15 protein-coding genes are annotated in these 17,173 nt (G+C 67.9%); 7 read left to right on the forward strand and 8 right to left on the reverse strand.

The features are described from left to right. Positions 1-122: 122 nt before the first annotated feature. From A3OK_RS0120670 to A3OK_RS0120680, 3 genes are all read right to left on the reverse strand, one after another. Positions 123-2,300: a protein-disulfide reductase DsbD domain-containing protein gene (locus A3OK_RS0120670; protein WP_019906804.1), complete on the reverse strand. Its 2,178-nt coding sequence runs from the start codon at positions 2,298-2,300 to the stop codon at positions 123-125. Positions 2,301-2,411: 111 nt separating this feature from the next. Further along, positions 2,412-2,681, reverse strand: a complete 270-nt coding sequence (locus A3OK_RS0120675) for a hypothetical protein (protein WP_019906805.1) — start codon at positions 2,679-2,681, stop codon at positions 2,412-2,414. Positions 2,682-2,744: 63 nt separating this feature from the next. Beyond that, positions 2,745-4,580, reverse strand: coding sequence for an aminopeptidase P family protein (locus A3OK_RS0120680; protein ID WP_019906806.1), 1,836 nt, complete (start codon positions 4,578-4,580; stop codon positions 2,745-2,747). A gap of 245 nt (positions 4,581-4,825) precedes the next feature. On the opposite strand from A3OK_RS0120680, the gene A3OK_RS0120685 reads away from it, so the two are divergent. Next, on the forward strand, positions 4,826-6,871 hold the full coding sequence (locus A3OK_RS0120685; protein ID WP_019906807.1) for a methyl-accepting chemotaxis protein: 2,046 nt from the start codon (positions 4,826-4,828) through the stop codon (positions 6,869-6,871). Between the two features lie 87 nt (positions 6,872-6,958). Here the strand turns inward: A3OK_RS0120685 and A3OK_RS0120690 are convergent, their stop codons facing one another. Further along, the gene (locus A3OK_RS0120690; RefSeq protein WP_019906808.1) at positions 6,959-7,243 is read right to left on the reverse strand and encodes a hypothetical protein; all 285 of its coding nucleotides are present in this window, start codon (positions 7,241-7,243) and stop codon (positions 6,959-6,961) included. Positions 7,244-7,504: 261 nt separating this feature from the next. Between A3OK_RS0120690 and A3OK_RS0120695 the strand changes: the two genes are divergently transcribed. Beyond that, complete coding sequence (locus A3OK_RS0120695; protein ID WP_019906809.1) at positions 7,505-9,631, forward strand: hypothetical protein; 2,127 nt, start codon at positions 7,505-7,507, stop codon at positions 9,629-9,631. A 39-nt stretch (positions 9,632-9,670) separates the two neighbouring features. On the opposite strand, the gene A3OK_RS0120700 is transcribed toward A3OK_RS0120695, so the two are convergent. Next, a complete protein-coding gene (locus tag A3OK_RS0120700; protein WP_019906810.1) occupies positions 9,671-9,973 on the reverse strand; it encodes an antibiotic biosynthesis monooxygenase in 303 nt (100 codons plus the stop codon). 40 nt (positions 9,974-10,013) lie between these two features. After that, positions 10,014-10,931: a 50S ribosomal protein L11 methyltransferase gene (locus A3OK_RS0120705; RefSeq protein WP_019906811.1), complete on the reverse strand. Its 918-nt coding sequence runs from the start codon at positions 10,929-10,931 to the stop codon at positions 10,014-10,016. Between the two features lie 138 nt (positions 10,932-11,069). Here A3OK_RS0120705 and A3OK_RS0120710 point away from each other — a divergent pair, with 138 nt between their 5' ends. From A3OK_RS0120710 to A3OK_RS23175, 4 genes are all read left to right on the forward strand, one after another. Then, positions 11,070-11,258 carry a hypothetical protein gene (locus A3OK_RS0120710; protein WP_019906812.1) on the forward strand — a complete coding sequence of 63 codons (189 nt, stop codon included), beginning with the start codon at positions 11,070-11,072 and terminating at the stop codon, positions 11,256-11,258. A gap of 127 nt (positions 11,259-11,385) precedes the next feature. Further along, positions 11,386-12,078, forward strand: coding sequence for a molybdate ABC transporter permease subunit (gene modB, locus A3OK_RS0120715; RefSeq protein WP_019906813.1), 693 nt, complete (start codon positions 11,386-11,388; stop codon positions 12,076-12,078). A gap of 8 nt (positions 12,079-12,086) precedes the next feature. Beyond that, positions 12,087-13,208 (forward strand): molybdenum ABC transporter ATP-binding protein, encoded by a 1,122-nt coding sequence (gene modC, locus A3OK_RS0120720; protein WP_019906814.1) that lies wholly within the window; start codon positions 12,087-12,089, stop codon positions 13,206-13,208. Positions 13,209-13,366: 158 nt separating this feature from the next. Then, positions 13,367-13,744, forward strand: a complete 378-nt coding sequence (locus tag A3OK_RS23175) for a hypothetical protein (protein WP_019906815.1) — start codon at positions 13,367-13,369, stop codon at positions 13,742-13,744. An 88-nt stretch (positions 13,745-13,832) separates the two neighbouring features. On the opposite strand, the gene A3OK_RS0120730 is transcribed toward A3OK_RS23175, so the two are convergent. After that, the gene (locus A3OK_RS0120730) at positions 13,833-15,050 is read right to left on the reverse strand and encodes a flagellin (RefSeq protein WP_019906816.1); all 1,218 of its coding nucleotides are present in this window, start codon (positions 15,048-15,050) and stop codon (positions 13,833-13,835) included. 152 nt (positions 15,051-15,202) lie between these two features. Continuing rightward, positions 15,203-16,420: a flagellin gene (locus A3OK_RS0120735; protein WP_019906817.1), complete on the reverse strand. Its 1,218-nt coding sequence runs from the start codon at positions 16,418-16,420 to the stop codon at positions 15,203-15,205. Between the two features lie 346 nt (positions 16,421-16,766). Here A3OK_RS0120735 and A3OK_RS0120740 point away from each other — a divergent pair, with 346 nt between their 5' ends. Next, the gene (locus A3OK_RS0120740) at positions 16,767-17,171 is read left to right on the forward strand and encodes a flagellar biosynthesis repressor FlbT (protein ID WP_019906818.1); all 405 of its coding nucleotides are present in this window, start codon (positions 16,767-16,769) and stop codon (positions 17,169-17,171) included. Positions 17,172-17,173 lie beyond the last annotated feature (2 nt).

Genomic DNA, 17,173 nt, shown 5'->3' on the forward strand with positions numbered 1-17,173 from the left:
AGCCCGATCGATGGATCGAGATTTTTTTACGGCCCGGTCTCAGGACGCAGGCGTCGCCGATCGGGCCTAGGCCGTGAGGCCTGGGCGCCCACCGGCTTGCCGGCGACGCGCGACCCCTTCTCTCACCGCTTCGGCGTGTCGAGGGCGGCGCGCCGGTCGGCGGCGGTGGATGGGATGCGGGCGAGTTCGTCGAGGACGATGCCCGATGTGAGGATCTGCGGCAGCACGACGGGTGCGCCTGCGCCGGTATAGAGCAGGTAGAGCGGCACGCCGCTGCGGCCGTGCCGCTCCAGCAGGGCCGTGATCTCGGGGTTCTGGTTGGTCCAGTCGCCCTTGAGATAGGTGACGTCATGCGCCTTGAACGCCGCCTCCACGGCTTTCGTGCGGAGCGCCGTGCGTTCGTTGACCTGGCAGGTGATGCACCACGCCGCCGTCATGTTGACGAAGACCGGCTTGCCCTCCGCCACGAGGGCGTCGAGGCGGGCCTGGGTGAAGGGGGTGATGCCCTCCGCGCTCGCCGTTCTGAGATCCGCCGACGCGCGGTCCTGGTCGAGGCCGATGGTCAGCGCGAGGGCCGCGACCAGCGCCCCGACGGCGGTCAGGCGCGCGAACCCGGCGCCGATGCCGGCCGCGTGGCGGGCCCGCTCCCAGGCCCAGGCGGCGAACCCCACGAGGACGAGGCCGATGAGGCCGGCGAGGAGGCCGGTGGAGCCGACCTGCTGCGACAGGACCCAGACGAGCCAGGCCACGGTGGCGTAGATCGGGAAGGCGAGGGCTCCCTTCAGCGTCTCCATCCAGGCGCCCGGACGCGGCAGCCGCCGCACGGCCGCCGGCCATGTGGTGAGGATCAGGAAGGGGAGGGCAAGGCCGAGGCCGAGGCTCGCGAACACGGTCAGGCTCACCAGCGGCGCCTGCGTCAGGGCGAACCCCACCGCCGACCCCATGAACGGGGCGGTGCAGGGGGTGGCGACGACGGTGGCGAGGATGCCGGTGAAGAACGAGCCTTCGAGCCCCGCTCGGCGGGTCAGCCCGTCGCCGAGCCCGGCGATTCCGCCGCCGACATGGACCACGCCGGACAGGCTGAGGCCCATGGCGAAGAGCAGGTAGGCGAGGCCCGCCACCACGAGGGGCGATTGCAGCTGGAAGCCCCAGCCGATCCCGGCGCCCGCGCCCTTGAGGGCGATCAGCAACCCCGCCAGGGACAGGAAGGCGGCGAGCACGCCGGCGGTGTAGGCGAGGCCGTGCAGGCGCACGCGTGAGGCCGGCTCGCCCGAATGCTTCACCAGGCTCAGGACCTTGATCGACAGGACCGGGAAAACGCAGGGCATCAGGTTGAGCAGGAGCCCACCCAGGAAGGCGAGGCCGGCCGCGCTCCACAGGGTCAGCGTCTCCTCCGGCGCGGCGGATCGTGTGAGGGGGGCGGCCTCGCTCGGGATCGCCCCGAGGGGGGCGGAAGCCGGTGCGTCTCCGATGGCGTATGAGCGCTGGACCGTTCCGTCGGCGGTCTGTTCCAAGAAGGTGAGAACGCCGGGAAGCTCGGCCGGGGCCGGTTCGCCGGGCGTCGCCCGCGCGAGGCTCAGGGTGAAGCCCGTGTCGTCGATGGCCAGGGACTGGGGCGCGGCGTTCTCGATCGCGGTTTCCGAATAGGGGAAGAAGGCGGGATCGCGGATCGCGTCGGGTTTCAGGCCGGGCGCGTCGACACCGAGGACGAGCCGGTCGCCCGCGCCGGTCAGCTTGACCGGCCAGGGGGAGGGAACCGGCAGGGCGGCACGGGCATCCTCGAACAGCAGGACGTTGGCGGCGGAATGTCCGACGCTGGTGCCCGGCGCGGCCACGGGCACGCTGAGTTTCAGGTCGGCCGAGCCGGGAATGCATTCGCGCTCGCAGACGAGATAGGTCAGCCTGGCCGACAGCGTGACCGCCTTGCCGGCCGGCAGCGTCGCCGGAGGGGTGATCTGCGCCAGCAGCACCGTCTCGCCCTCGAAGCCGAAATTCACCAGATGCGCGACCGGGATGCGGCTCGGCGTCGGCCATTGCAGGGCGCCCGCCGAGAAGCCCTGCGGCAGCGACCACGCCACTTCCGGAGGGAGGCCGGAATCGCCGGGATTGCGCCAGTAGACGTGCCAATGCGGCCGCATCACCATGCGGATGCCGATGGTGAAGGGCTCCCCGGCCTGGATCGCCCCCGGTTCGGCCAGGAGGCTCGCCTTGACGAGATCGGCCGGCGGCTTGAGCCCTTGCGCCGAGGCGCCGGTGGCGCCGATCAGCGTGAGGAGCAGGAGGGCGAAAAGCCGGATCATCGAAACCCTGGGGCGGAGACGGGAGCAGTCATCCTGACGTCAGGATATGGCGTTTCGGCGATCCGACAAAGTCGGTGCCCGGAAACCGGCCGCGGCGGACGGGATCGACCTTCAGGCAGGCGGGAGCGCGACCAGCGTGTAGTGATCAGCGCTCTCATGCCCGATCCAGCCGATCGTCACCGCGTAATCCAGGCCGATCCGCGCATGGTGTCGCGTCAGGTCGGCCGCCTCGAAGAAATCGGCGATGTCGGCCGCCTGCAACGTCAGGCCCGGACGCCAACCGACGCTCAGGAAGGCGGCGACGACGAGCTGCCCGAGGTCGGAATTGGTAGGGACCGGCGTGGTGAAAGGGGCCTGCGTCGCGAATGGAGCTTGGGTCATGGGGGTTCCTGCCTCGCCCGACGTTTAACCCAGCCGGCAGCGGCGCGCGAGGGATCGGTCCGGTCAGCTGTCCCCGGTCCGCAGCGGCGACGTCGCCCGCTCGAGCCAGCCTCGCGTCTCGTGGTCGAGAGCGGGGCCGAGCGCGTCCCGCACCCATGCGTGATAGCCGTCGATCCAGGCGATCTCGGCCTCGTCCAGCAGCGACACGTCGATGAGGCCGCGGTCGTAGGGGGCCAGAGTCAGCGTCTCGAAGCCCAACATCGGCCTCTCGCCGCCCGGGATCGCGCGCTCCTCCACCAGGACGAGGTTCTCGATGCGGATGCCGTAGGCGCCGGGCCGGTAATAGCCCGGTTCGTTGGAGAGGATCATGCCCGGCACCAGCGCCGTGGTGCCGATCTTGGCGATGCGTTGCGGCCCCTCGTGCACGGAGAGGAAGGCGCCGACGCCGTGCCCGGTGCCGTGATCGAAGTCGAGGCCCGCCTGCCATAGCGGCGCACGGGCGAAGGAATCGATCTGTGCGCCGGTCGTGCCCTCCGGGAAGACCGATCGCGCGATGGCGACATGGCCCTTAAGCACGCGGGTGAAGCGGTCGCGCATCTCCGCCGTGGGCGTGCCGACCGCCACCGTCCGGGTGATGTCGGTGGTGCCGTCCGCATATTGCGCACCGGAATCGACGAGGAACAGCTCGCCCTGGCCGACCCGCCGGTCGGTTTCGCGGGTGACCCGGTAATGCACGATGGCGCCGTTGGGGCCGCTGCCGGAGATCGTCGGGAACGACACGTCCCGCAGGAGCCCACCCTCGGCGCGGAACGCTTCCAGCGCTTCGACGGCGGCGATCTCGGTGAGGGTGCCCGTCGGGGCCTGCCGCGACAACCAGGCGAGGAAACGCACCACGGCCAGCCCGTCGCGGTGATGGGCCGCGCGCGATCCGGCGATCTCGGCCTCGTTCTTCACCGCCTTCATCAGCGTGATCGGGTCCGGGCCGAGATCGACCGTGCCCCCGGCCTCGTCCACCAGGTTCTTGAGCGCCATTGCGCCGGTGGCGGAATCGAGCCTGATCCTGGCGCCTCCGGCACAGACGGCCGACAGAGCCTCGGCAAAGCCCGTCCGCCCCGCGATGTCCGTCGAGGACGAGAGCGCATCCCGCAAGGTCGGTTCGAGGGCGGTGGAGGTGAGGTAGAGGGCGGCGCGCCCCGTCCTCGGCACGATCGCATAGCCCAGTGCCAGGGGCGTGTGGGCGATGTCGGAGCCGCGCAGGTTGAAGGCCCAGGCGAGGTTGTGCGGATCGGAGATGACGAGAGCGTCGCAGCCGCCGCGCCCGAGGGCCTCGCGGATGCGGCGGAGCTTGGCCTCGACGGTAACCCCGGCGAGGTCGAGGGGATGCACCACCACGGCGCCGGCGGGGGAGGACGGCCTGCCGGCCCAGACCGCATCGACGGGGTTGTCGGAGACCGGGGCGATCCGGGCGCCGGCCTTGCGTGCCGCCTTTTCCAGCTTGGCGACGCCCTCGGCGGTGTGGAGCCAGGGATCGTAGCCGAGTACGGCGCCCTGCCTCAGATTCTCGCCGATCCAGGCCTCGACATTGGTCTTCGCGAGCTGGACCGGGGTGATGACGCTGGTCTCCACCTGCTCGGGGGCCTGGAGCGTGTAGCGCCCGTCGACCACCAGCGCCGCATGGTCGGCCAGGATCACCGCCGTGCCGGCCGACCCGGTGAAGCCCGTGAGCCAGGCGAGGCGCTCGGCATTCGGGGGCACGTATTCCGACTGGTGCTCGTCGGCGCGCGGCACCACGAACCCGTCGAGCCCGGTCTCCTTCATCGCCTGCCTCAGGGCGGCGATGCGCGCCGCGCCCTCGCGGTGGCTCGGATCTTCGAAAGTCTGGAAGCGGGCGCGGGTCATGGCGGCGAGAATTACGCGGCGCGGCGATGGGCGGCAACCGGTCTCGGACGGTCGATGAAGCGTGGTTCGACCGGAGGTGCCCGCTCGCTCACGCTCACGCGCTCGAAAGCGGCCGTCGATCCCGCTGCTGCTCAAGCAAGATCATTGACGAACGACCGGCGGCCTACGGTTTTGCGGTCGCCGGATGAGCTTTCGTTTACCAGACTAAAGTAGTTCATACGTTTCCAGGTCGCATTCGGTCTCCCATGTTCCTTCTCTCTTCGCTTCGCGCTCGTATCATGGCGGTCGCGCTCGCCCCCTGCCTTGCCTTCGTGGGGGCGGCGGCACTGTCCGTGTCGGATCTCAGGGTGCGCCAAGCGGAGATGGGCCGGGTCGAAGACATCGTGAGTCTCGCATCGCGCATCAGCGCCTTCGTACACGAAGCCCAACGCGAGCGTGGTGCCACGAGCCTGTTCCTCGGCGCCAAGGGAACGCAGTTCCGGCAGGAGCTTGTCGCGCAACGTGAGCGCACCGATACGGCGCTCGCCGGGCTTCCCGAGGCGATCGCGACGGCGGGCGGCGTCAGCTCTGCCTTGGCGCCACGGGCCGCAAGTCTCGCGAAGACGTTGGTTGGCCTTGCGGCACAGCGCCAAACGGTGGACGGTCTCGGCACCACCGCACCGCAGGCGACGTCGTACTATACTGGAATGATCGGCGAGGGCCTCGGGATCGTCCGCGCGATGAGCGGGGCGATCGACAGCGCCGAGATCGCTGCCCGCGCTAGCGCCTACAGCGCATTCCTGGCGATGAAGGAGGCCGCTGGTCAAGAGCGTGCTGCTGCGTCTGCGGCGTTCGCCGGCGGCAGCCTCGACCTCCCGGCTGTACGCCGGTTGTCGACCCTGTCCGCCGATCAAACGACGTATGCTAGCCTGTTCCGTGCGAGCGCTCTCTCGTCACAGACCGCGCTGCTCGACGCTGCCGAGGCGAGCGCTCCGGCCCGCGAGGTTGCGCGCCTGCGAAAGGAAGCATTGGACACAATGCCCGGCGAGGCGCTGGCCTTCCGCGATGCGCCGAGCTGGTTCCGGCTCGCCTCGCAGCGCATCGATGCGCTCAAGGTTGTCGAGAACCAATTGACAGCCGACTTGATCGAGGCTGCGGGCGCGATGCGCTCATGGGCCGAGCATCAGCTGGCGCTATGGCTTGTCGGCGGGATCGGCATCTTCCTTCTCTCCATCGGCCTTGCCTTGGCGATCGGCATGGCAATCGCCCGGCCGCTCGTGCGCATGACCGGCACGATGTCGGTACTGGCTGACGGCGATGCCGAGGTCGAGGTGCCCTATCGCGGCCGTCGAGATGAGGTCGGCGCGATGGCCGCTGCCGTGCAGGTGTTCAAGGACAACCTGCTCCGCAGCCAAGTGCTGGAGGTCGAGACTGCCCAGGCCCGACTGGCGGCTGAGGAACAGCGCAGGGCCGGAATGCGTCAGATGGCTGACGGGTTCGAGGCCGCGGTCAGTGGCATCATCGGCATGGTTTCGTCGTCGGCCACCGAGCTGCAGGCGACTGCCCAGGCCATGACCGTCACAGCCACCGAGACCGCTAGCCAGTCTATGACGGTGGCCGCGGCTGCGGAAGAAGCCGCCTCGAACGTCAATACGGTGGCGGCCGCCGCTGAGGAACTGGGCTCGTCGGTCCAGGAGATCGGACGCCAGGTGCAAGGGTCAGCCAGCCTCGCGCATCTCGCTGTGGGCGAGGCCGATCAAACGAGCGCATTCGTGCAGGAGCTCAGCGCGGCAGTCTCACGGATCGGCGACGTGGTCGGTCTCATATCGTCGATTGCCGGACAGACCAATCTGCTGGCACTCAACGCCACGATCGAAGCGGCCCGGGCTGGCGCAGCGGGTAAGGGCTTCGCAGTCGTCGCCGCCGAAGTGAAGGCGCTCGCCGAGCAGACTGCAAAGGCCACGAACGAGATTTCCGGGCAGATCCTCCAGATCCAGACCTCCACCGGGCAGGCTGTCGCCTCGATCGGCGGCATCACCGGGCGGATCCGCGAGATCAGCGGCGTGGCCACCTCCATCGCTGCGGCGGTGGAGGAGCAGGGTGCCGCCACGCAGGAGATTGCCCGCAACGTCGCTCAGGCGGCGGCGGGCACGGGCGAGGTAACAGGCAACATCGCCGGCGTAGCCGGAGCCGCCGAGGAAACCGGGGCTGCGGCGAGCCAGGTGCTCGGGGCTGCCTCCGAACTGTCGCGTCAGTCCGAGCACCTGACGGCCGAGGTGGCCCGCTTCCTCTCGACCGTTCGCGCAGCCTGACGACGAGAAGGACGCTGTCGTCGTCGCCCATCCCTGATCAACGGTCCGCTTTCAATGCATTTTAGCGGAGAGCGGGCCTTCGATCGCTCATCGCGCTCCCTTCATCGGGATCAAACTCCTGGGGTCGATCTCCGGCATCTTTGCCATCTGGTCGATGGGCACCACCGCCATCACGTGGCCGTCCGGCATCTTGATGACGTTGAATTGCTGTCCTGTGATTTTGTCGGTCGCCATCGCGACCATGAGCTGCATCGGCTCGAACTGCGTGACAACGAAGTCGCGGCCCCAGGCGCCGACGAGGCTCGACAAAGAGGCGGTGGCTATGCCCGTGCCGGCGAGAAGGGCGACGGCCGGTCGGATTGCGCGCATCATGATGGATCACTCCCGCTTCGATCGATGAGTCTTCGCAGGCGTGAGCCAGGCAGTTACAGAGATTGAATTGTCCCGCTCGCGACCGCCGGCACCGTAACGGAGCGGCGACGGCGAACGAAGGACCGGTATGGAGAACAAGGATTTTTCGATGCCGCCGCGCGCGATCCGTCCGATGGGGCAGCCTTCGGCGTCGATTTCGACCAGGGCGCCCGCGCGATGAGCCCGGGACGGGCGACGCCCCGAGGTGAGAGGCGGCGCGGCGTGCGCCGCGTCGCATCCGGGCTGGTTCGCGGGATCATGCACTCCCTGCGCGCCACCGCCCGCATCGCCGCCGCACTGGTACTCGCGGCCTTCGGCATCCTGTTCCTGAACTACGTCGTGCTCTCGACGGACAAGGCCCGGGCCTATCGCGACCTCGACCCCGGCCTCAGCGAATGCCGAGACGGGCTCGCGCAGGGCTGGACGATCCTGGCCGATACCGGCCGCGAGACGTTACGAAAGGCGATACCGCCTGACGGCGATGGATGGTTCGATGCCAGCAACGACGAGAGCGCCGTCATCGCTGCGGATACGCGCTGGGCGACGCGGCTGCGCTGCGCCCTGCAGCGCCACGTCGTCCCGGCCCGCGAGCAGGGCGGACGGGACCTCGCCTACCACCTCGGCTTCATCGAATTCCAGGAGGACGGCGAGCCCTACGCCCTCGTATCCCGCGAAGGGGCGAGCGACGCGGCCATAGACAGCGCGATGCTGCGCCACGCCATGGAAAACGAGATGCAGGCCAAGGGCATGCCGGCCACCATGGTCAAGCCCGTCATCACCCAGCTCGATGCCCTGAAGAAGCATCTCTCCACCGGCTCGCACTACGTGATCGCCTTTATCCACGGCTGGCGACACGACGCCCGGATCGGCGACGGCAACGTGGCGGATCTGCGCCTCTATGCGGCCCACGCCGCCCGTTTCCTCGCTCAGCGCTGCCCGAGCGACCCGAGCGTCTGCGATATGGACGTCACGGCGATCTATATCGGCTGGCGCGGCGCCCGCGTCGACGAGCGCGGCTTGCGGACTTGGTTTGGCGATACGCTCGGCGGCGTCTTCGGCGACCTGTCGGCCGGGGCCACCCTGTTCGACCGGAAGCCCGTGAGCGAGGCGATCGCGCCCGCGGCCATCTCGGCCCTGCGCACGATCGAAAGTACGCTCAGCGCTCCGGGCACCCACAACAAGCTCATCGTGGCCGGGCACAGCCTCGGCGGCAACATGCTCGCGACCGGGCTCAAGGACGATGTCGTCAAGGCGGTGCGCCGCCACCGCTTCGGAGAGACGCTGCTGCCGGTGCTCGGCAACCTCGTGGTGCTGATCAATCCAGCCTCCGAGGCGAGCAAGTGGACCGCGATCCAGCGCGAGGTCTGGACCAAGCTGGCCGATTATGCGGACGCGCACACGCCGGCCTCCGAGGTCGTGCGCGACGATGATTATTTCCCGACCGATCAACGGCCGGTCCTCATGTCGGTGACGGCGGCCCTAGCCTTCCCGGCGGGCGGACTGCGGCCCGGCGATTGCGCCTGGATCGGCCTCGATGTCGAGGACGCCTTCGCCGCGGCCCGGCGGAAAATCCGGAGCCGGCTCTCCGCGACGGACAGCATGTTCGATTCGGGCGTCGACTACGACTGGGCGACCCACGACCTGTTTCCCACCTTCAAATCGGATTTTCGCCCGGCGGCGGCCTTCCTCGATCGAGTGGCGGCGCGGTTCGAGGGCCGCCAGCCCCGCGGCGAGAGTTGCACGGCCCCACCTCCCGTTGGCCTCGCGGCTGGTCTGCTGACACTTCCTCTTCGTACCTTGTCGCTGCTCGCCGCGACCTTCCCGTTCCAGAACACCGCGCGGGAAGATACCCATACCATCGGCAACTTCGATCCGCCGCGGCCGGCGGCCGGCGTACTCGCTGATGCTCAGCCCTCGGCTGCACCCTTCGGCACCACCCACGAACTCATGGGTCTCGACGCCCGCGGCCTCGAACGGCATCACTCCTACGCGACGTTGGCGGATGCGGCCATCGATTGCCCACGCTCCGACCATTGGTTGACCCGTGCGCGGCTGGCGCGCGCCGACCAGCGCGGCAATTTCTGGGATAGCTCTGATCTGGCGCGCGGCCGGTCCGGCGAGATCGCTCCGGCCGCGCGCTTCCTGCACGGCCTGCAGTTGACCGGCATCGCGCCGATCACCCGCCCCAACGATCCGTTCTGGAACGTCCGCGCCTTCGATAACGCCCTCTCGCGCCACGACGGCTACCGGCTGTCCTCATTCATCTGCGCCCTGAACCAGCTGGTCATGGACGACATCACCGATTCGCCGTCGTTGATGAGCGATCACCGAAACAATCTGGCCCCATAGGATCTGCCGTGAACGGCAGATTTCTCGAGTGTTCGTCCCCTACAGCGTCTTCGCCTCGATCCGGTTGAGATAGTGGAATTCGGGCGCGCGCACTCCCGCGACGCGGCGGATCTCGACCAGTTCCGGGGATTCGAAGAAGGCGCGCGCCGCTGCCAGGGATGTCCAGTGGGAGAAGTGCACCACGCGTCTCTCCTCGGTCTCGAAGGCCAGCAGCTGATACGCGATCTCGCCGGCCTGCCGCCGGATCGTCGCGGCATCGTCGAACACGACCTTCCATCGGGCGTAGTCTTCCACCTCGTGGATGATCAGGACGGCGGCATGGTCGTGAGTGCTGGATGGCATGAACGACACTGTCCTCACCGTCTTGCCGAGGGGACGCCGGTCAGAGGCGCCGTGCCGCCGCCCCGCCGCGCTTGAGCACCAGGGTCGCCCAGCCTTCGATCAGGCCGTGCGCTGCGAGGTGGAAGCCGCGATGGCGGTAGGTCGAGAGCACGCCCGGCACGTCGCGCTCGATCAGGCCCGACAGGATCAGCACGCCGCGATCGGCCACCGTCGCCGTCAGTGAGGGGGCCAGGCGCTTCAGCGGCCGGGCGAGGATGTTGGCGAACACCACGTCGAAGCGGCGGCTGCGGTTCGCGCTGGCGTGCCGCACGCCGGGGCCGACATAGAGCCGGACGAGGCCGCCGAGACCGTTGAGCCGGGCATTGCCCTTCGCGGTCCAGACCGCCTCGGGGTCGAGATCGCCGGCATGGACCGGCTGGTGCAGGGCCTTGGCCGCCGCGAAGGCGAGGATGCCGGTGCCGGTGCCGACGTCCAGCACATGCGCCGGGCGGCCCTTCTTCATGATGCCGACGAAGGCCTTGAGGCAGCCCAGAGTGGTGCCGTGATGGCCGGTGCCGAAGGCCAGGGCCGCCTCGATCTCGATGGCGAGGTCGTTGGGCCGGATGGTGTGGCGGTCATGCGAGCCGTGGACGAGGAAGCGTCCGGCACGGACGGGATTCAACCCTTCGAGGGAAGCGCGGACCCAGTCCTGCTGGTCGATGGTCTCGAACACGGCCGTATCCGCCTGCTCGCCCACCAGCGGGCGGATCAGGTCACGCACCATCTCCTCGTCCGGGGCCTCGGCGAAATAGGCCTCCAGCCGCCAGGTCCTGCCGTCCTCGGCCTCGAAAGCGGCGACCGCCGTCTCGGTCGGATCGAACATCTCGCCGATGATGTCGGTCATGGCGCGCGCCGACCTCTCATCGGTGAGGAGGCGCAGCACATGGGTCGGGCGGTTGGGGTGAAGGCCTTCGAGCATGATGCGGGCTCTAGCATCCGTGAGGATTCACCGCCACCATCGCGGAACCCGGCTCGGGCCTTCGCGTTTTACTGCGCTTCTCCTGTCGTCCCCGTGGCGTTCGTGGGTGCGTTGTTGAGTACGAACCAGAAGAAAAACATGCGCCGGGCCCCCGTGGCCATCGTCGGCAAGAGGACGGCCAGACGTCTCCGCGCGAGCGGAGGGTCGGGCCTGCTCGATTCCGAGCCGAATTTCGAGCCGGTTCCGGGCTCGATGCTGGTGCTCCTGAGCCGGCTCCATCGCGCCGAGCGCCCGGCCCCTCCCGAGGACGATCCGTCCATGCCGTGATCGGCGCGACGAATCCGTGCTATCGACGCCTTCGTCACGCCGATCGCTTCGGCCAGGGGAATGCGCGCGCCCATGATCCAGAGATACGGCCCGCGCTTCGTCGAGACTCCGACCTGACCGGCGGCCCGTGCTCGATCTCACACCCGACGAATGGATCGCCATCGGCCTCAGCCTGAAAGTCGCCTGCGCGGCGACGCTGGCGAGTCTCGCCCCCGGCCTCGGCATCGCCATGCTTCTGGCGCGAGGGCGTTTCCCCGGCCGCGCGCTCCTCGACGGGCTGGTCCACCTGCCGCTGATCCTGCCTCCCGTGGTGACGGGCTATCTGCTGCTGCTGTCCTTCGGGCGGCGCGGTACGCTCGGCGCGGCCCTCGCCGAGGTCGGGATCGTGTTCTCGTTCCGCTGGACCGGGGCGGCCCTGGCCTGCGCCATCATGGGCTTCCCGCTGATGGTCCGGGCGATGCGCCTCTCGATCGAGGCCGTCGACCGGCGCCTCGAACAGGCGGCGTCCACCCTCGGAGCCCGCCCGAGCGCGGTCTTCCTCACCGTCACCCTGCCGCTCGCCATGCCCGGCATCCTCGCCGGTGCGGTCCTGGCCTTCGCCAAGGCGATGGGCGAGTTCGGCGCCACCATCACCTTCGTCTCGAACATCCCCGGCGAGACCCAGACGCTGCCCTCCGCGATCTACACGCTGACGCAGGTGCCGGGCGGGGAAGGCGGGGCGCTGCGCCTCACCCTGATCTCCGTGGCCCTGTCGATGACGGCCCTTCTCGTGTCGGAACTGCTCGCCCGCCGCCTCGGTCGCCGGCTCGGTGCGGGGTGAGGACGCCGATGCTCACGCCTCCCACCCTCGATATCGACGTCTCGCTCACGCGCGGTGCCTTCCGCCTCGATGTCGGCTTCACCGCAGGCGCGGGCCTCACCGCCCTGTTCGGCCGTTCGGGCTCGGGCAAGACCACGATCATCGATCTCATCGCCGGGCTGGCGCGCCCCGCATCCGGCCGCATCGTCGTCTCGGGCGAGACGCTCCTCGACACGGAGCGCGGCATCGCCGTCCCGGCCCATCGCCGGCGCATCGGCGTCGTGTTCCAGCAGGCGCGGCTGATGCCGCATCTCTCGGTGCGCCGAAATCTCGTCTACGGCCGTGCCTTCGCGCGCGACCGCCGGGACGGGATCGGCTTCGACGGTGTGGTCGAGCTCCTGGGCATCGGCCATCTCCTCGAACGCCGGCCGGCCGGCCTTTCGGGCGGCGAGGCACAGCGGGTGGCGATCGGCCGGGCCCTGCTCAGCCGGCCGCGGCTCCTGCTCATGGACGAGCCTCTCGCCGCCCTCGACGAGGCGCGCAAGGCCGAGATCCTCCCTTACATCGAGCGCCTGCGCGACGAGGCGGGACTGCCCATCGTCTATGTCAGCCACGCGGTCTCGGAAGTGGCGCGGCTCGCGCGCACCATCGTCGTGCTGGAGGCCGGCCGCGTCGCCGCAATCGGTGATGCCGATATGGTGCTGCGGCGTACCGACCTCCTCGCCGCACAGGAGGCGGAGGCCGGCGCGATCCTCGACATGGTGGTGGTGGAGAACGACGATTCTACCGGCCTGACGCGGCTGTCCGGCCGGGCCGGCCACCTCTCGGTTCCCCGCCTGACGCGCAGCATCGGCACCGCCGTGCGGGTCCGCGTGCCGGCGCGCGACGTCCTGATCGCCACGCAGCGGCCGGTGGGTTTGAGCGCGCGCAACCTGCTCGAAGGCCGCGTCGTCTCGATCCAGGCGCTCGGCGAGGCCGCCGCCATGGTCGAGATCGACTGCAACGGCGCCGTGCTCGCCGCCCGCCTGACCCGCGCCTCGGTCGACGACCTCGCCCTGGTGCCCGGCCGGGCCGTCTACGCCGTGGTGAAAAGCGTGGCCTTCGATCCCCAGGGCGTCGGAACGGTTCAGCCGGACGCGGTGGAGATCTGACCGCGCATCGACGGAACCGTTAAAAATCGACTCCTCGCCGTAGCGATGTCTTCAGCATCCCCGTGGGCAATGGTGGGGAACGGGGACATCTTAAGGACCGATTCACCGACGGCGTCGTTTCTGGTTGCATGCCACGACCAGATGAGGAGCGGCGTAACATGGCGATCTCACCACTCGGCGCCCTCCCACCGGTGCGCACCTCTCTGCCCGTCCAGAGCGCGATCCAGCCGATTCAACCCGTCACCGCGCCGGCGCCCCTGGCCCCGGCGGTGAAGGTGGATATCCAGTCGGGCGACAGGCCTCTCGGAGGACGCGTCGCCAAGGCGGCGAACGAGGACAAGGCCGTCGAGCAGAACACCCAGCGGATACGGATCGATCAGGACACCAAGGCGGTGGTCTATCAGGTCGTCGACCCGAATTCGGGAGACGTAGTGGTCCAGTTGCCGGATGCCGTCGTGCTGAAGGCGCGTGCTTACGCCCAGGCCGCCGCCGCGAAGGCCGAGAAACCGGAGCAGCCTTTCGAGAAGACCGCCTGAAGCGACTTCTGACGGACCGAAAGCGAACGAAACAAGGGCCGAAGCGGTGCGCTTCGGCCCTTGTTTCGTGTCTGGCGGATCTTCTGACTCAGCGGAGAAGCTGGAGCACGCCCTGCTGGGCCTGGTTCGCGAGCGAGAGGGCCGAGATACCGAGCGACTGGCGGGTGGTCAGAGCCTGTGAGTTCGCGGCTTCCTCGTTGAGATCGGCGTCGGTGAGGTTCGCCGAGCCGGTATCCAGCACGTTGATGATGTTCTTCGTGAAGTCCTGGCGGTTCTGGACGACCGACAGGTTCGAGCCGAAGGTCGAGGCCTGGGAGCGAAGCGTGTCGGTTGCCGAACCCAGTTCCTTCGCCGTCGCCTTGATGTCGGCATCGAGGAGGAAGTTGCCGCGATTGGTCTGATTGGCCGCAGCGGCCGTGGCGGAGGTGCTGTTCAGCGAGGTCAGGTCGAGGCCGCTCGAGGTGGCGTCGACGCCCTGGACACTGAGGTTGGACGTGTCCTTCTCGTTGAACTGGATGTTCAGCTTGTTCGAGTCGTCGGCGCTGCTGAGCAGGTTGACGCCGTTGAAGCTGGCATCGCGTGCGAGCTGGTCGATCTGGGTCAGCAGGGCGTTGTACTGCTCCGAGAGGGCCTTGCGGCTCGATACGCCGATCACGGCCAGGTCGGCGCTTTGCTTCACGTTCTTGTCGAGGCCGGTTCCGTAATAGTCGGTGCCGGCGCTATCCGCGGTACCGGCCGAGAAGCCCAGAGCGGTCTGGTCGGTGGAGGCCTGGAATTCGATGTCGGAGGCCGCGTTGAGCACCAGCTTGGTGCCGGTGGTGTCCTTCGAGAAGATCGACGAACCGGCAGCGGTGTTCAGGGTGGCGATGGCGGTGTCGATCGACGCGCTTGTCGCGATGGTGGCGGTCTTCTCGGCGCCGTTGACGTAGAACGTCACGGCCGTTGCTGCCGACGTCGAAGCGGCGAAAGCCGTCGAGGCGGTGCCGCTGGTGTTGAGCTGGGTCGCGAGCGCCTGAGAGGTCAGCGACTTGGCCTGGTCGACGAGCTTCTGGATCGAGGTGATGCCCTGGTTGGCAGCCTGAATGGTCTGGATGCCGTTCGAGATACCGTCGAGGAGGCCGCCGAGATCGCCCGAGCGGGAGTTCAGGGACTGCGCCGTGAAGAAGTTGACCGGGTTGTCCAGCGCCGAAGAGACCTTCTTGCCGGTGGCGAGACGGTTCTGGGTGAGAGCCGTCAGGGCCGACGTATCCTGCAGCGAGAGCAGGTTCTGGCGCGTAGCTGCGGAAAGGGTAACGTCGGTTGCCATGGATCAGATCCATCTGATTGACAGTGAGAGTTAACGTTAATCAATCATGTCTCCGTTTCCGCTTAGTTAACGTAAGCACAAAAAGAGACGGCCGGGCTTTCGCCCGACCGTCTCCTTTTGGATGGTTCTCGCGTTCTTGGTCGTCGGGCGGATCAGCGGAGGAGCTGAAGGACGCCCTGCTGAGCCTGGTTCGCGAGCGAGAGCGCCGAGATACCGAGCGACTGACGGGTGGTCAGGGCCTGGGAGTTCGCGGCTTCCTCGTTGAGGTCGGCGTCGGTGAGGTTGGCGGCGCCGGTATCGAGGACGTTGATCAGGTTCTTCGAGAAGTCCTGACGGTTCTGCACCACCGACAGGTTCGAACCGAAGGTCGAGGCCTTGGAGCGAAGCGCGTCGGTTGCCGCACCCAGGTCCTTTGCCGTGGCCTTGATGTCGGCGTCGAGGAGGAAGCTGCCGCGGTTGGTCTGGTTGGCCGCAGCGGCCGTGGTCGAGGTGCCCGTTAGCGCCGAGAGACCGAGACCGCTGGAGGTGACGTCCACGCCCTGCACGTCGAGGCTCGAAGTGCCCTTCTCGTTGAACTGGATGTTCAGCTTGTTGGTGTCTTCCTTGCTGCTGAGCAGGTTGACGCCGTTGAAGCTGGCATCTCGCGCGAGCTGATCGATCTGGGTCAGCAGGGCGTTGTACTGCTCCGAGAGGGCCTTGCGGCTCTCTACGCCGGTCGTGACCAGGTCGGCGCTCTGCTTCACGTTCTTGTCGAGGCCGGTTCCGTAATAGTCGGTGCCGGCGCTATCCGCGGTACCAGCCGAGAAGCCCAGAGCGGTCTGGTCGGTAGAGGCCTGGAATTCGATGTCGGAGGAGGCATTGAGCACCAGCTTCGTGCCGGTGGTGTCTTTCGAGAAGACCGATGATCCTGCAGCGGTGTTCAAGGTGGCGATGGCAGCGTCGATCGTCGCGCTCGTAGCGATAGAGGCGGTCTTCTCGGCGCCGTTGACGTAGAACGTCACGGCCGTTGCGGCCGACGTCGAAGCGGCGAAAGCCGTCGAGGCGGTCCCGGTCGTGGTGATCTGCGTGGCGAGCGCCTGGGAGGTGATCGATTTCGCCTGATCAGCCAGCTTCTGGATCGAGGTGAGGCCCGTATTGGCAGCCTGAATGGTCTGAATGCCGTTCGAGATACCGTCGAGGAGGCCGCCGAGATCGCCGGAGCGGGACGTCAGGGACTGCGAGGTGAAGAAGTTGACAGGGTTGTCCAGGGCCGACGAAACCTTCTTGCCGGTGGCAAGGCGGTTCTGGGTGTTGGAGGTCAGCGCCGAGGTGTTCTGCAGCGAGAGCAGGTTCTGGCGGGTAGCGGCGGAAAGGGTAACCGAAGAAGACATGATGCCTGATCCATTCTGATCGTTGTGCCTCCTTTTTGGAGACGAGCCCAGTAGTCCCCCAGCGCCTTTCGAAGGACTTAAAACGACCAGTTGGATTCGAGCTTGTCGGTGTTGAGCGGTATCGTGGTAAACACTTGGTTTATAGGCTCGTCGGCGCCGACTAGAACTAATCGTTCGTTAAGCGGCGGTGCCTAGATTGCCGGGACCGACGGGCGATCGTCGGCGCGAGCCGGCCGGGCTGGACATCGTCTCAGCGGTCATGGCGTAAGGAGCCGCGCCGCATACGCCGTTGTCCTCAGGGCAGCATTCGCCCGATCACGTCGCTGCGCAGTGAAGGTGACACGCCATGCCCCTCAAGATCGAGCTCAAGCCGGGCGAACGTCTGATCATCGGCAACGCCGCGATCCGCAACGGTCCGCGCCGGGCGAGCTTCATCATCGAGACGAACACGAAATTCCTGCGCGAGTCCGAGATCATCACGCAGAGCGACGCGGACACTCCCTGCAAGCAGCTCTACTTCGCGCTCACGGTGATCTATCTGGCCGACGATCCGCGCCAAGCCGAAGAAGCCTTCGTCGCCCAGGCCAGCGAGGTCATGAACGCGGTGCCGAGCATGATTCCCTTCATCCGCGACATTCACGCCTTCATCGAGGCCGGCGAGCACTACAAGGCGCTCAAGCGCGGCCGGGACCTCGTTCAATACGAACAGGCCCTGGCTGACAGGCTGAAGGGAATAGAGCCGGCGGTCTAAGC

Origin of the sequence: Methylobacterium sp. 77, assembly GCF_000372825.1 — a bacterium.
Classification (GTDB): domain Bacteria; phylum Pseudomonadota; class Alphaproteobacteria; order Rhizobiales; family Beijerinckiaceae; genus Methylobacterium.

What these genes read in the sequence shown, in the direction of transcription:
- A3OK_RS0120670 (WP_019906804.1), bottom strand. Translation starts at nt 2,300, where the DNA reads ATGATCCGGCTTTTCGCCCTCCTGCTCCTCACGCTGATCGGCGCCACC.
- A3OK_RS0120675 (WP_019906805.1), bottom strand. Translation starts at nt 2,681, where the DNA reads ATGACCCAAGCTCCATTCGCGACGCAGGCCCCTTTCACCACGCCGGTC.
- A3OK_RS0120680 (WP_019906806.1), bottom strand. Translation starts at nt 4,580, where the DNA reads ATGACCCGCGCCCGCTTCCAGACTTTCGAAGATCCGAGCCACCGCGAG.
- A3OK_RS0120685 (WP_019906807.1), top strand. Translation starts at nt 4,826, where the DNA reads ATGTTCCTTCTCTCTTCGCTTCGCGCTCGTATCATGGCGGTCGCGCTC.
- A3OK_RS0120690 (WP_019906808.1), bottom strand. Translation starts at nt 7,243, where the DNA reads ATGATGCGCGCAATCCGACCGGCCGTCGCCCTTCTCGCCGGCACGGGC.
- A3OK_RS0120700 (WP_019906810.1), bottom strand. Translation starts at nt 9,973, where the DNA reads ATGCCATCCAGCACTCACGACCATGCCGCCGTCCTGATCATCCACGAG.
- A3OK_RS0120705 (WP_019906811.1), bottom strand. Translation starts at nt 10,931, where the DNA reads ATGCTCGAAGGCCTTCACCCCAACCGCCCGACCCATGTGCTGCGCCTC.
- A3OK_RS0120710 (WP_019906812.1), top strand. Translation starts at nt 11,070, where the DNA reads ATGCGCCGGGCCCCCGTGGCCATCGTCGGCAAGAGGACGGCCAGACGT.
- modC (WP_019906814.1), top strand. Translation starts at nt 12,087, where the DNA reads ATGCTCACGCCTCCCACCCTCGATATCGACGTCTCGCTCACGCGCGGT.
- A3OK_RS23175 (WP_019906815.1), top strand. Translation starts at nt 13,367, where the DNA reads ATGGCGATCTCACCACTCGGCGCCCTCCCACCGGTGCGCACCTCTCTG.
- A3OK_RS0120730 (WP_019906816.1), bottom strand. Translation starts at nt 15,050, where the DNA reads ATGGCAACCGACGTTACCCTTTCCGCAGCTACGCGCCAGAACCTGCTC.
- A3OK_RS0120735 (WP_019906817.1), bottom strand. Translation starts at nt 16,420, where the DNA reads ATGTCTTCTTCGGTTACCCTTTCCGCCGCTACCCGCCAGAACCTGCTC.
- A3OK_RS0120740 (WP_019906818.1), top strand. Translation starts at nt 16,767, where the DNA reads ATGCCCCTCAAGATCGAGCTCAAGCCGGGCGAACGTCTGATCATCGGC.